Annotated in this window: 11 protein-coding genes and 1 tRNA gene; 11 read left to right on the forward strand and 1 reads right to left on the reverse strand. The window is 72.7% G+C overall.

The window, feature by feature from the left end:
• Positions 1-72 precede the first annotated feature (72 nt).
• From LG274_RS10935 to lepB, 11 genes are all read left to right on the forward strand, one after another.
• Entirely contained in the window at positions 73-579 is a 507-nt protein-coding gene (locus LG274_RS10935) for a hypothetical protein (protein WP_404464430.1), read from the forward strand.
• Between the two features lie 37 nt (positions 580-616).
• A complete protein-coding gene (locus LG274_RS10940; protein WP_404464432.1) occupies positions 617-1,633 on the forward strand; it encodes a TatD family hydrolase in 1,017 nt (338 codons plus the stop codon).
• Positions 1,634-1,652: 19 nt separating this feature from the next.
• Positions 1,653-3,473 (forward strand): ABC transporter ATP-binding protein, encoded by a 1,821-nt coding sequence (locus tag LG274_RS10945; protein WP_404464434.1) that lies wholly within the window; start codon positions 1,653-1,655, stop codon positions 3,471-3,473.
• A 52-nt stretch (positions 3,474-3,525) separates the two neighbouring features.
• Positions 3,526-4,443 (forward strand): 16S rRNA (adenine(1518)-N(6)/adenine(1519)-N(6))-dimethyltransferase RsmA, encoded by a 918-nt coding sequence (gene rsmA / locus LG274_RS10950; RefSeq protein ID WP_248115455.1) that lies wholly within the window; start codon positions 3,526-3,528, stop codon positions 4,441-4,443.
• On the forward strand, positions 4,440-5,393 hold the full coding sequence (locus LG274_RS10955; RefSeq protein ID WP_248115456.1) for a 4-(cytidine 5'-diphospho)-2-C-methyl-D-erythritol kinase: 954 nt from the start codon (positions 4,440-4,442) through the stop codon (positions 5,391-5,393). The genes rsmA and LG274_RS10955 overlap by 4 nt, the downstream gene beginning before the upstream one ends.
• Before the next feature lie 73 nt (positions 5,394-5,466).
• Positions 5,467-7,311: an ABC-F family ATP-binding cassette domain-containing protein gene (locus LG274_RS10960; protein ID WP_404464437.1), complete on the forward strand. Its 1,845-nt coding sequence runs from the start codon at positions 5,467-5,469 to the stop codon at positions 7,309-7,311.
• A gap of 119 nt (positions 7,312-7,430) precedes the next feature.
• Positions 7,431-8,930, forward strand: a complete 1,500-nt coding sequence (locus LG274_RS10965; RefSeq protein ID WP_404464439.1) for a sugar transferase — start codon at positions 7,431-7,433, stop codon at positions 8,928-8,930.
• A gap of 48 nt (positions 8,931-8,978) precedes the next feature.
• Positions 8,979-9,050: transfer RNA gene (locus LG274_RS10970), tRNA-Gln, on the forward strand.
• 62 nt (positions 9,051-9,112) lie between these two features.
• A complete protein-coding gene (gene glmU, locus LG274_RS10975; RefSeq protein WP_404464441.1) occupies positions 9,113-10,621 on the forward strand; it encodes a bifunctional UDP-N-acetylglucosamine diphosphorylase/glucosamine-1-phosphate N-acetyltransferase GlmU in 1,509 nt (502 codons plus the stop codon).
• A 122-nt stretch (positions 10,622-10,743) separates the two neighbouring features.
• Positions 10,744-11,724, forward strand: a complete 981-nt coding sequence (locus tag LG274_RS10980; RefSeq protein WP_248115460.1) for a ribose-phosphate diphosphokinase — start codon at positions 10,744-10,746, stop codon at positions 11,722-11,724.
• Positions 11,725-11,726: 2 nt separating this feature from the next.
• Positions 11,727-12,440 (forward strand): signal peptidase I, encoded by a 714-nt coding sequence (gene lepB / locus LG274_RS10985; RefSeq protein ID WP_404464443.1) that lies wholly within the window; start codon positions 11,727-11,729, stop codon positions 12,438-12,440.
• 72 nt (positions 12,441-12,512) lie between these two features.
• On the opposite strand, the gene LG274_RS10990 is transcribed toward lepB, so the two are convergent.
• Positions 12,513-13,652 carry a PqqD family peptide modification chaperone gene (locus tag LG274_RS10990; RefSeq protein WP_404464445.1) on the reverse strand — a complete coding sequence of 380 codons (1,140 nt, stop codon included), beginning with the start codon at positions 13,650-13,652 and terminating at the stop codon, positions 12,513-12,515.
• Between the last annotated feature and the right edge of the window lie 171 nt (positions 13,653-13,823).

Here is a 13,823-nt window from a genome sequence, read left to right on the forward strand (position 1 = left end):
CCCCGGAATGCACGGGGCGGCGGGCCGCCGTGCCGTTCACGGCCGCCGGGCTATCCTCCGAGGGGGGAAGCCGTGAAGAACCTCGCCCGCCGTGCCGCGCTCGCCGCGGCGGTGCCGGCCGTGACTGCCCTCGACGCCTGGCGCTGCCGGGGCCGGGACACCGCCGACCTCGCCTCCGACGTCACCGTCTGCGTCAAGACGTTCGAGCGACCGGCCGTCATGGCCCGCTTCGTGCGCAGCACCCGGCGGATCTTCTCCGGGCTGCCCGTGGTGGCCAAAGCCCCGCAGGTGTACCTGCCGCGCACGGCGTCCCTCCGGAAGGTGGGGTGGGACGAGGACCTCCGCATGGTCGACCACCGGGACTTCTTCTCTCGGGCCAGCGGCACGCTCGTGTTCGTCACGGCGCCGTTCCCCGCGTACCACTCCCGTCCCCCGTGGAACCGCTTCTTCACGGAGCATCGGAACGACGTCGAGGGAGACTTCTCACTGCTGCACCGCAAGTGGAGCGATCGCGCCGCGGCGGGGGCCCCGGTGCGTCCGCGGCCGGCGCCGGTCGGCTCGTTGACGTCCGACCTCTGAGCCGTGCCGTCACGGCCGTGAACCTACAGTGGTGGGCATGACCGACCCGCATGCCCCCCGATCGACTGCCCCGCACTCCGACAACGCGGATCACGAGGCCGGCGTTCCGGTGGCCTATCGGCCGCCCTCGATCTCGGACTCCGTGGCAGCGGACGACGCAGGGACCGGACCCCGCCGCGACGCGCGGGAGGAGAAGTCGGGACGCCGGCGCCGTCTCGAGTACCCGCCCGCCCCGGAGCCGTTGCCGGTGGCCGTGGTGGACAACCACACGCATCTGGACTTCCGGGACGGCCTGGTCCGCGTGGACGTGCATCAGGCCATGGACGCCGCGGAGGCTGTCGGTGTGGTCGGTGCTGTGCAGGTGGGGTGCGACGTCGAGTCGGCCCGCTTCACGGTGGAGGCGATCGAGGCCGAGCCGCGGCTGCTGGGTGCCGTGGCCATCCACCCGAACGACGCCGCCCGGCACGCCGAGCGCGGCGACCTGGACGCGGCGCTCGCGGTGATCGATGAGCTGGCCCGGCACCCCCGGGTGCGCGCGGTGGGGGAGACGGGACTCGACTACTTCCGCACGCAGGACGACGCGGGCCAGGCCGCTCAGCACGAGGCCTTCCGCTGGCACATCCGCCTGGCCCGCGCCCTCGGCAAGGCGCTGCAGATCCACGACCGGGACGCGCACGACGACGTCGTCCGGATCCTGCTCGAGGAGGAGGCCGACGGCGGCCTGCCGCCCCACGTCGTGTTCCACTGCTTCTCCGGGGGACCCGAACTGGCGCGGACGTGCATCGAGCAAGGGTGGCACATGAGCTTCGCCGGGCCCGTCACGTTCAAGGCCAACGACGCGCTGCGCGAAGCCCTGCGCCTCGCCCCGCCGGAGCTGGTCCTGGTGGAGACGGACGCCCCCTTCCTCACCCCGCACCCGCACCGCGGCCGTCCCAACGCGCCCTACCTGATCCCACTGACCCTGCGGGGCATGGCTGCAACGCGGGGCGAGGACGTGGCCGACCTGGGGCGGGCCGTGATGGCCAACACCACTCGGGTATACGGCGAGTGCTGATCCAGGTACTCCGCCTACGATGGATCGCGTGCTGACCCGATTCCTGAAGAGGCGACTCCCGGACGGGACGCAGTACCTCGTCGACCGGGGCATGCGCATCCGCCTGGTGTTCGTCGTGCTCGGCTCCATCGTCGTCGCGCTCCTGGAGATGGCGGCGCTGGCTTCCATCCTGCCGCTCGTGAACCTCCTGACCTCCGGGAAGACCGGCGTCCCCGTCCTCGAGGGCCTGCTGGCGAGCTGGGGCGCGACCACGGTGGGCAGGCAGGCCCTCGCGTTTTCCGGGATCATCGTGGTGGCGTTCCTCCTCAAGGCCGTGCTCGTCCTGGCCTTCCGCTGGTGGACCATGGGGTTCACCAACCGGAACCTGATCGAAACCTCGTCCAAGCTCCTCCGGTACTACCTGCGCGCCGACTACGGCCTGCATCTGACCCGCACGGTGGGCACGCTGGTGAACAATGTCACCGGTACATCCACCATGGCGTACACCGGGGTGATCAACGGCGCCGTCACCCTGCTGACCGAGGCGGTCACCCTCGTGGCCGTTGCGGTGGTGCTGGGCGTGTCCATGCCGCTGACGGCGCTGGGAATGGCGGTCTACTTCCTGCTGGTCACCTTCGCGCTCAAGCAGTTCATCCGCCGCCCTGCCAGCAGGCTCGGCTGGATGCTGGTGACCACGGGCGAGGCCGCGAACACCGCCGCGCTGCAGGGCCTGGAGAACTACAAGGACGTGAAGATCCGGGGCAACGACTCGGCCTTCATGAACCAGTACCGCAACGCCCGCACCGCGGGCGCGGCCGCCACCCGGCTCAAGTTGATCCTCACGATGATGCCCCGGTACGTGCTCGAGGTGGCCTTCGTGGCCGCCATCGCCGGACTGGTGGCCTTCGCGTTCCTCTCCGGGCGAGGCGAGGAGGCCTTCGGCTCCCTCGCGCTCCTCGCCATGGCGGGCTTCCGCGTGCTCCCCTCGATGGCGGCCATCATGGCCACGAGCAACGAGATCCGGACGTCCTGGCCGGCCTTCGAGCGCACAGTGTCGGAACTCAAGGACGCCCAGCCCGTGCTCGCCTCGGCAGACCGCGCGTACGAGCACATCGACTTCACGCGCTCCTTGGAGGTACGGGACGCGAGTTTCACCTACCCCGGCAAGGACGAGCCGGTCCTGAAGGACATCGACCTCACCATCCCGTTCGGCTCCTCCTACGCCTTCGTGGGCGGCAGCGGCGCCGGCAAGACCACGCTCATCGACCTGCTGATCGGCTTCCACCACGCGCAGGCCGGCGGCGTGTACGTGGACGGGCAGAAGCTCGATGCGAACCCGCGCGGCTGGTGGGACAACGTGGGGTTCGTCCCGCAGTCCGTCACCGTGGTCAACGGCACCGTGCTGCACAACGTCCTGCTGGACACCGAGGCCGCCGAGACCGTGGACCGCTCCGAGGTGGAGCGCGTCCTCCGCGACGCCCAGCTCGGCGAGTGGCTGGACGCCTTGCCCGACGGCCTGGACACCGTCATCGGCGAGGGCGCCGTCGGCGTCTCCGGCGGCCAGCGCCAGCGCCTCGGCATCGCCCGCGCGCTGTACCGGCGCCCGCGGCTCCTCGTGCTGGACGAGGCGACGTCGGCGCTCGACAACCTCACGGAGCGCCGCGTGACGGACGTGATCCAGGCTCTCAGCGGGAGGATCACCGTGCTGGTGGTGGCCCACCGGCTCTCCACCGTGAAGCACTGCGATCAGATCGTCCTCATGGACCAGGGCCGCATCGCCGGCCAGGGGACCTTCCAGGGACTCCAGGAGACCAGCCCGGAGTTCCGCGAGCTCGTCGAGCTCGGCGACCTGTCCACGTGAGCCGGAGGCGCCCGCCCCTATCGCGTCCCGCTCCGCCGATAGACTCCCACGCATGACCCAGCACCCCGAGGCACCCGCGCCGGCCCCGCTCCTCAGCGCAGCGGACGTGCGGCGCATCGCCGCGGAGCTGGACCTGCGCCCCACCAAGCAGTGGGGCCAGAACTTCGTGATCGATCCCAACACCATCCGGCGCATCGTGCAGGCGGCCGGAGTCGGCCCGGAGGAGCACGTGCTGGAGATCGGGCCCGGTCTCGGCTCCCTCACGCTGGGCCTGCTGGACGCCGCGTCCGCGGTCACCGCGGTGGAGATCGACCCGGTGACCGCCGCGCGGCTGCCCCGCACGGTGGCCGACTACCGGCCGGAGGCGGCGGACGCCCTCGCGGTGCTGCACGCGGACGCCATGACCCTCTCCGCGCACGAGCTGGACGCGGTCCGGCCCGCGGCCGCCGGCACGGGCCCCACGGCCCTCGTGGCCAACCTCCCGTACAACGTCGCCGTGCCCGTGCTGCTGCACGCGCTCGCGGTCCTGCCAGGACTGCGTCACGGACTCGTGATGGTGCAGGACGAGGTCGCGGACCGCCTCGCCGCCCCGCCCGGCTCCCGGGTCTACGGCGTCCCCTCCGCCAAGGCCGCCTGGTACGCGGACGTCCGCAAGGCCGGCGTGATCGGCACGCAGGTGTTCTGGCCCGCCCCGCGCATCCACTCCGGCCTCGTCGCCTTCACACGCCGCGAGCCCCCGGTCTCGGACGTCGACCGCCAGGACGTGTTCGCCGCGGTGGACGCCGCGTTCTCCCAGCGCCGCAAGACCCTGCGGGCCGCCCTCGCGAGCTGGGCCGGCACGCCGGCGCTCGCGGAGGAGGCGCTCCGCGCCGCCGGCGTGGACCCCCGCGCGCGGGGCGAGCAGCTGGACATCGCCGCCTTCGCGCGCATCGCGCGGCACCGCCCTGCGGCAGGGGAGGCCCGCCCGTGAGCCAGGACCCCACCGCCCGCCACGTCACGGCCACCGCCCCCGGCAAGGTCAACCTGTCCCTGCGGGTCGGCCCGCCCGGCCTCGACGGCTACCACCCGGTGGCCACCGTGTACCTCGCCGTCAGCCTGCGGGAGACCGTCACGGCCATCGTCCGCCCGGACGCCCGGATCACGGTCGCCCCGTCGCAGCGCCAGGTGAGCCTCGTCGACACCGCGGACGTGCCGTGGGACGAGCGCAACCTCGCCCATCGGGCGGCCGTCCACCTCCGGGAGACCCTCGGCCTGGAGGCGGACACCCACGGCGTGGACCTCGAGGTCGCCAAGCAGGTGCCCGTGGCCGGAGGCATGGGCGGCGGCTCCGCGGACGCGGCCGCCGCACTCCTCGCGTGCGCCGCCCTGTGGGAGACGGGCCTGACCCGCAGCCAGCTCGCCGAGATCGCGGCCCCCCTCGGCGCGGACGTGCCGTTCGCCGTCATGGGCGGCGCCGCCGTCGGGCTGGGCACCGGGGCGGACCTCACCCCCGTGGCAGCGCGCCGCCCCGTGCACCTCGTGCTCGTGCCGGCCGACGCCGGACTCTCCACTCCCGTGGTGTTCCGCACCCTGGACGAGCTGCGCCGGGACGGCGTCCTGACGGATGCCGCCGGGGCACCGGAGGTCAACCAGGACGTGCTGCGCGCGCTCACCGCCGCGGACCCGCTCGACCTCGCCACCGCGATGGACAACGACCTCCAGACCCCGGCGGTCGCCCTGTTCCCGGACCTCTCGGACATGCTCGACCTGGGCCTGGACGAGGGGGCCCTGGGCGGCATGGTCTCCGGCTCCGGGCCCACCCTGCTCTTCGTGACGCACACGGAGCAGGACGCCCTGCGCCTGGCCACGGCCATCCAGGAGCGCACCGGCGTGGACGCCCTGCCCGTGCGCGGCCCCGTTCCCGGGTCCCACGTGCTCTGACGCTCCGCGCGCCTCTGCTCTCGCCCCCCCGCACCCGCCTCTCCCCGCCTCCTTCCGGAAGGACCTCCACCCCATGGCCCACCTGCTCGGCGCCGAGAACATCGGCATCGCCTTCGGCACCCGCACCATCCTCGAGGGGCTCTCCCTGGGGGTGGACGAGGGCGACCGCATCGGCCTGGTGGGCCGCAACGGCGACGGCAAGTCCACCCTCCTGCGCATCCTCGCCGGCCTGCAGACGCCGGACTCGGGGCGCGTCACCCGGCGTGGAGGGGTGCGCGTGGGCGTGCTGGACCAGCAGGACCGCCTGGACCCGGAGGACACGGTGCGCCACGCTGTCGTCGGGGACGTGGACGACCACGTGTGGGCCTCGGACCCCACGATCCGGGACGTCCTCGGCGGCCTCCTCACGGGCCTGGACCTCGAGCAGAGGGTCGAGGGCCTCTCCGGCGGCCAGCGCCGCCGCGTCGCGCTCGCTCGGCTCCTCGCCGGGGACGACGACGTGGTCTTCCTCGACGAGCCCACCAACCACCTCGACGTGGAGGGCGTGGCCTGGCTCGCCCAGCACCTGAACTCCCGCTGGCGGCCCACCGACGGCGGCCTCGTGATCGTGACCCACGACCGCTGGTTCCTCGACGCCGTGTGCACGCGCACGTGGGAGGTCCACGACGCCACCGTGGACCCCTTCGACGGCGGCTACGCGGCCTGGGTGCTCGCGCGCGCGGAGCGCGCCCGCCAGAGCGCCGTGGTGGAGCAGAAGCGCCAGCAGCTCATGAAGAAGGAGCTGGCCTGGCTGCGCCGCGGCGCCCCGGCCCGCACCGCCAAGCCCAAGTTCCGCATCGAGGCCGCCAACGCGATCATCGCGGACATGCCGGAGCCGCGGGACTCCGTCTCCCTCGCCAAGACCGCCACGGCACGCCTGGGCAAGGACGTGCTGGACCTCGAGGACGTGAGCCTGACCCTGGGGGACAAGCGGATCCTCGAGGACGTCACCCTGCGCCTCGCCCCCGGCGAGCGCCTCGGGATCGTGGGCGTCAACGGCGCGGGCAAGTCCACGCTCCTGCGCCTCCTCGACGGCAGGCTGGCCCCGGACTCCGGGAAGATCAAGCGCGGCAAGACCGTGGTCACCGCCACGCTCACGCAGGACGTGAAGGAGCTGGACGAGGTCTCCCACCTGCGCGTGGCCGAGGTGATGGCACGCGAGGGGACCACATTCCAGGTGGGCGGCAAGGACGTCTCCGCGGGGCAGCTGCTGGAGCAGCTCGGGTTCGGTCCCACCCGTCAGTGGACCCGCGTGGACGAGCTCTCCGGCGGCGAGCGGCGCCGTCTGCAGCTGCTGCGCCTGCTCGTGGGGGAGCCCAACGTCCTCATGCTGGACGAGCCCACCAACGACCTGGACACGGACACCCTGGCCGCCGTGGAGGACGTCCTGGACGGCTGGCCCGGCACGCTCGTCGTCGTCTCGCACGACCGCTACCTCCTCGAGCGCGTCACCGACCACCAGATCGCCCTGCTGGGGGACGGGAAGGTGCGCGGCCTGCCCGGCGGCGTGGAGCAGTACCTCGAGCTGCGCGCCGCCATGGAGGACGGCGCCGCGGCCCCGGCGGGCTCCGGCGCGCCGTCGCGGGGGCGGAACAACGCCGTCGGCACGTGCGCAGGGATGGGAAACCCGAGGTCGGCTGCCGCCTCCGGCGGCTCCGAGGCGGAGCGCCGCCAGGCGCGCAAGGACATGGCCCGGATCGAGAGGCAGATGGACCGGCTGCGCGAGAAGCGCGCCCGGCTGGACGCCCGCATGGCCGAACTCGGCCAGGCCCAGGAGTTCGACGGGCTGTCGGCCGTCTCCGCCGAGGTGCGCGACGTGGACGCTCAGCTCGAGGTCCTCGAGGAGGAGTGGCTGTCCGCCGCAGAACTCGAGGGCTGAGCCGCGCGGGTGCTGCACAACTGCAGCACAGGATCCGCTGTGCGGAGGGGAGCGCTCCGTCTATGATTCTTCAGGAACCTGCGTCATACGGCGAAACACGGAGTGAGGAGTCGAGACAGGTGCCTGACACCAACGCAGCGCCGCCGGCCCCCTCGGGGCTGTCGGCCGGCGCCACGGTCCGACGCCGCGTCCTCGGTGCCCCCTGGGAGCAGGGGCTGCCGCGACTCGTGCTCCTCGTGGACGTGCTGGCCGTGGTGCTGGCCACGTTCCTCTCCGCCGAACTGCGCTTCGGCGCCGCCGGTCTCGAGCCGATCCCCGGCCTGGACGCCGTGAACTACGGGATCATCAGCGTGGTCCTGAGCGTCCTGTGGGTGCTCACGCTGGGGGTGGAGGGCGCCCGGGACATCCGCATCCTCAGCGTCGGCGCGGAGGAGTACAAACGGGTCCTGCGCGCCACGCTCCACCTCTTCGGCGTGGTGGCCATCGTGGCCTTCGCATCGGGACTCGAGGTGGCCCGCGGCTACATCGCCCTCGCCCTTCCCCTGGGCGTCCTGCTCCTGCTGATCGGCAGGTTCGTGGTGCGCGGCTGGGTGGCCCGCCGGCGCCAGGCGGGCGCGTTCCGCCGTCGCCTGCTGCTGGTGGGCGGCCCGCGGGCCGTCCAGCACGTGTTCGACGCGCTCGACTCGGAGGCCGGTGCCGGCTACGCGCCCGTGGCCGCGCTGCTGCCCGGCTACAAGCCGCGCGCGGCCGGATGGCTGCCCGTTCCCGTCCGCACGGACGTGGAGGGCGTGGCCGAGGTGGTCGCCCAGGTGGAGGCCCTGGAGATCGACGCGGTGGTGATCACCTCGGGCCACCCCTTCGTGCCGAGCGACGTCCGGCAGCTGGGCTGGGGGCTGCAGGAGCGCGGGGTCTCCCTCATCATGGCCCCCGCCCTGCTGGACGTGGCCGGGCCCCGGCTGCACACGCAGCCGCTGGCCGGCCTGCCGCTGATCCACCTCTCCACCCCTCGCCTGGCGCCGGGCAAGGCATTCACCAAGCGGGCCTTCGACCTGGTCGCCGCGTGCCTGGGCCTCGTCGTCATCTCCCCGCTGCTGCTGGCCGTCGCCATCGCCGTGAAGGCGACCGACGGCGGCCCCGTCCTCTTCCGTCAGGAGCGCATCGGCCTGGGGGGCGTCCCGTTCACCATGCTCAAGTTCCGTTCCATGGTGGCGGACGCGGAGGAGGTCAAGGCGCAGCTGGAGTCCGACTCCGGCGAGGGCAACGTGCTGTTCAAGATGAAGGACGATCCGCGCATCACGAAGGTGGGCAAGGTCATCCGGCGCACGAGCATCGACGAGCTGCCCCAGCTGGTGAACGTGGTGAAGGGGGACATGTCCCTCGTGGGTCCCCGGCCGCACTTGGCGCACGAGGTGGAGCAGTACGAGGAGCACGTGCACCGCCGCTTCCTGGTGCAGCCCGGCATCACGGGCCTGTGGCAGGTCTCCGGGCGCTCGGACCTCTCGTGGGAGGACGCCGTGCGCCTGGACCTGTACTACGTGGAGAACTGGTCCATCCTGGGGGACATGGTGATCCTCGCCCGCACCGCCCGTGCGGTGGTGGCCGCCGAGGGCGCCTACTGAGCCTGTGGAAGAATGAGCCGTCGTCGCGCCCGGCGTGGGCCGTGACGCTCCGCCCTGGTGTAATGGCAGCACGCCGGCCTTTGGAGCCGTGCAGTCTAGGTTCGAATCCTAGGGGCGGAACGCCCGCTCCCTGACCGGGAGCGCGGCACGCCCCGCTTCCCCGAGCATCAGGAGCCCCGCGCATGACGCAGCCTGCCGTCCGTCCCTCCGCCGTGATCGTGCTGGCCGCCGGCCAGGGCACCCGCATGAAGTCGGCCACGCCGAAGATCATGCACGCCATCGGCGGCCGCTCGCTCGTGGGCCACGCGCTCGCCGCCGCGCAGTCGCTGCAGCCGGAGCACCTCGTGGCCGTCGTGCGCCACGAGCGGGACCGCGTGGCCGAGCACATCGAGGGCGTCGCGCAGGACCTGGGCATCACCGGCCTGGCGATCGCGGACCAGGACGAGGTGCCGGGCACCGGCCGTGCCGTCGAGCTCGGCCTCGCCGCCCTGCCGGAGGACCTCGCGGGCACCGTGGTGGTCACATACGGCGACGTCCCGCTGCTCACCCCGGAGACCCTCGCGGACCTCGTGGCCACCCACGAGGCGGACGGCAACGCCGTCACCGTGCTCACCGCCACCCTCGAGGACGCCACCGGCTACGGGCGCATCGTCCGCGACGCGGAGGGCCTCGTGGAGCGCATCATGGAGCACAAGGACGCCCTGGCCCACGCCGCGTCCACCGGCGACTCCTCCTTCGTGGAGATCGCGGAGGTCAACTCCGGCATCTACGCCTTCGATGCCGCCCTGCTGCGCCGCACCCTCCCGCTGCTCTCCACGGAGAACGTGCAGGGCGAGAAGTACCTCACCGACGTGCTGGGCATGGCTCGCGCGGAGGGCGGCCGCGTGGCCTCCGTGGGCACGGAGGACGTGTGGGAGGTGGAGGGGGCCAACGACCGCCGCCAGCTCTCCGACCTCGGCCGCCAGCTCAACGACCGCGTGCTGCGCCGCTGGATGAAGGAGGGCGTCACCGTCGTGGACTCGTCCTCCACCTGGGTCGACGTCACCGTCACGCTCGCCTCGGACGTCACCCTCAAGCCCGGCACGCAGCTCCACGGCACCACCACGGTGGCCACCGGAGCGGTCGTCGGACCGGACTCCACGCTCACCGACACCCGCGTGGGGGAGTGCGCCACCGTCAAGCGCACCGACGCCACCGAAGCCGTGATCGGTGACGACGCCTCCGTGGGCCCGTTCACCTACCTGCGCCCGGGCACGGTGCTGGGCGAGGAGGGCAAGATCGGCGCGTTCTACGAGACCAAGAAGGTCACCGTGGGCCGCGGCGCCAAGCTCTCCCACCTCGGCTACGCGGGGGACGCGGAGATCGGCGAGTACACCAACATCGGCTGCGGCAACATCACCGCCAACTACGACGGCGTGAACAAGCACCGCACCGTGATCGGCGCCCACGTGCGCACCGGCTCCAACACCGTGTTCACCGCACCGGTGACCGTGGGCGACGGCGCCTACACCGGCGCCGGCGCCGTGGTGCGCGAGGACGTGCCCGCCGGAGCGCTGGCCCTGAACGCGGTGAGCCAGCGGACCATCGAGGGCTGGGTCACCTCCCGCCGGCCCGGCACCTCCTCGGCGCAGGCCGCCGAGGCCGCCGGAACGGGGACCGACGCGGATCAGCGCGGCGGCGCGGGCGCCTGAGCGGGCGCTCGGCCTGGGCGCACACGCCTAGGATGGGAGGCAGGATCAGCGCGGGGGGCGCCTGGCAGGCACAAGCAGCGAGCAGTGGCCGCGGATCCGCGGCCACGGAGAGCAGGGACGTCATGAGTGAACTGAGCCGGAGCGAGGACAAGCGGCTGGTGCTGGCCACGGGGCGGGCACACCCCGAGCTCGCGCAGGAGATCGCCGATGCCCTGGGCACCGAGCTGCTGCCCATGAGCGCGTACGACTTCGCCAACGGGGAGATCTACGTCCGCTCGGGCGAGTCGGTGCGCGGCAAGGACGTCTTCGTCATCCAGTCCCACCCGGCGCCGCTGAACAACCACCTCATGGAGCAGCTCATCATGCTGGACTCCATGAAGCGCGCCTCGGCCCGCCGCATCAACGTGGTCTCCCCGTTCTACCCCTACGCCCGCCAGGACAAGAAGGGCCGCGGGCGCGAGCCCATCTCGGCCCGCCTGGTGGCGGACCTCTACAAGACCGCCGGTGCCTCGCGCATCATGAGCGTGGACCTGCACACCGCGCAGATCCAGGGCTTCTTCGACGGCCCGGTGGACCATCTCTTCGCCATCCCGCTGCTCGCGGACTACATCCGCGGCCAGGTGGAGGGGGAGAAGGTCACCGTGGTCTCCCCGGACACCGGCCGCGTGCGCGTGGCCGAGCAGTGGGCGGACCGCCTGGGCGGCGTGCCGCTCGCGTTCGTGCACAAGAGCCGCGACCTCACCACGCCGAACAAGGCCGAGTCCAAGACCGTGGTGGGCGACGTCGAGGGACGCGTGTGCGTGCTGATCGACGACATGATCGACACGGGCGGCACGATCGCCGGCGCTGTGCGCATCCTCAAGGACGCCGGCGCGAAGGACGTCATCATCGCCGCCACGCACGCCGTGTTCTCGGACCCGGCCGCGCAGCGCCTCGGCGACTCCGGGGCCCGTGAGATCGTGGTGACCAACACCCTGCCGATCCCGCCGGAGAAGCGCTTCGAGAAGCTCACCGTGCTCTCGATCGCCCCGCTGATCGCCCGCGCCATCCGCGAGGTGTTCGAGGACGGCTCCGTGACCAGCCTGTTCGACGGCGACGCCTGAGCATGACGGGTACCACGGCCGCCGCTGAGCCGAAGCACGCCCGCCTGCCCGGATGGCTGGCGGTGCTGCTGAACGTGGCCGTCGCGATCATCGTGGTGGCGGTGGTCCAGGCGTTCTGGGTGAAGGTCTACTCCGTGCCGTCGGGCTCGATGGAGAACACCCTGGAGATCGGGGACCGTATGCTGGTGAACCGGACCGCCTACCCGGACGGCAGGGCGGAGCAACAGGACGTGGTGGTGTTCAACGCCAACGAGGACTGGGCCCAGCCGATGCCCGAGGACGGCCCGCTCGAGGCCGTGGTGCGTGGATTCGGCGATCTCACGGGCATCGGCCGCTCCCACGAGCAGGCGCTCGTGAAGCGCGTCATCGGTGAGGCCGGGCAGACGGTCTCCTGCTGCACCTCGGCCGGCCAGGTCGTGGTGGACGGCTCGCCCCAGGACGAGCCGTACGTGTACGAGGACCTGCCGTTCGTGCCCGGCCGGCTCGACTGCGAGTCCGACGTGGTCTCGTCGCGGTGCTTCGGCCCCGTGACCGTCCCCGCGGACTCCATGCTCGTGATGGGCGACCACCGCTCGAACTCCGCCGACTCCGTGATCGCCTGCCGGGGCACCGTGGGGGAGCAGACCGACGGCTGCGCCCGCTTCGTGCGGCGTGACGACATCGTGGGGAAGGTGTTCACCACGGTGTGGCCGCCCTCGAACTGGGGCGGGCACTGAGCCGTCCGTGGACACGACGGCGGGCCGTCACCCTCGAGGGGTGGCGGCCCGCGGCGCGCTGTGGGCAGAGGGTCATTCGGCGCGGAGGAGTCCTTGCTCGGAGAGCTGGGCCACCGCTGCCTCCACTCTGTCGGCGGCGTCTGGGGGCACGGGCCCGTTGCTGCTCAGCCGGTCGAGGATCTCCTCCGGCGTGAGGGGCTCCGTCAAGAGGAACCAGATCGCCGGTCCGAGCCCTGCGAGCATCACGAGCTCGGTGTCGTGCAGCAGCACGAGGGTGTGGTCGGCGGTGAGGATGCCGTCGTCGGCTCCGCGGCGGCGGATGCGCCGGGGGTCCGTGCTGGGCTCGCCCGCATCCGTCGGGGAGGTCGGGGACGTCGGCTCGCTCGAAGGAGCCAGCTCGTCGTCCTCCAGCGGATCCCATGACCGGTCGAGCCGGACCGGAGCATCGTCGAGGAGCTCCTCCAGCACCGGGCGGAGGCCCTCCGCCTCGGTGTAGACCAGGCGGTGGGCGCCGCCCACGCGGTCCAGGACGCCGCACAGCGTCACGAGGCCGCGGGGCAGCTGCGAGAGGGAGGACGTCTGCGGCACCAGCAGCTGCAGCGCCTCCAGCAGGGGAAGGGGCTCCGCCCGGGCGGGCACGGCCTCCGTCGCATCGCGCACGCGGTCCAGCACGGCCACGCACCGCACCGTGCCCGGCACGGTCGGCCCCAGACCGAGTCCGTCCGGTCCCACTTGGTGCTTCGGACGCACGCCGGCGTCCCCCAGCAGGGAGAGCGGCTTGGCGTACGGGGTCACCCCCAGGTCTGCGGGATCCACGATGGCCGTCTCGTCCGTGAGGTAGGCGAAGTGGGGGCCGAGGCGTCGTGTCGCGGTGGTCTTCCCCGTGCCGGAGGCGGCGGCCAGCACGACGGCGGCGCCCGTCTCCGGGACGGCGAGGCAGGCGCCGTGGAACATCAGGTGGGTGCCGCGGCAGGAGCCGATCGCCGCGGACGTGGCCGCGTACACGATCGACTCGTGGAAGACGTCCCAGTCCTGACCCTCGGCCCGTTCGAGGTCGGCGGCGGCCGGGGTGGGGATCGGGGTGGGGCTGCACCGGGACCAGTCACGGCACAGCGTCTCGCTGGCGGTCTCGTCGAGGCCGCTCACCGTCAGGGTGTCCAGGCCTGCCGTCAGGCGCAGGGAGCGGGGCGTCCCGGCATCAGAGGTGGGCATCGAGGTCTCCCATTCGGCAGCGGGGCGAAGGTCACGGCGAGCGACCGCCTCCCTCCGGCACGGGCCCGAGAGGCGAGTCCAGTCTACGGAGTGCCTGCGGGGCCCGGGGCCGGCGCCCGCCGACGCCCCGCCGCCTATACTGGAGCCGCAGCGTGCACCCTTCGCGCCGCT

The sequence above is a fragment of the Micrococcus antarcticus genome, from assembly GCF_044872765.1.
Lineage (GTDB): Bacteria > Actinomycetota > Actinomycetes > Actinomycetales > Micrococcaceae > Micrococcus.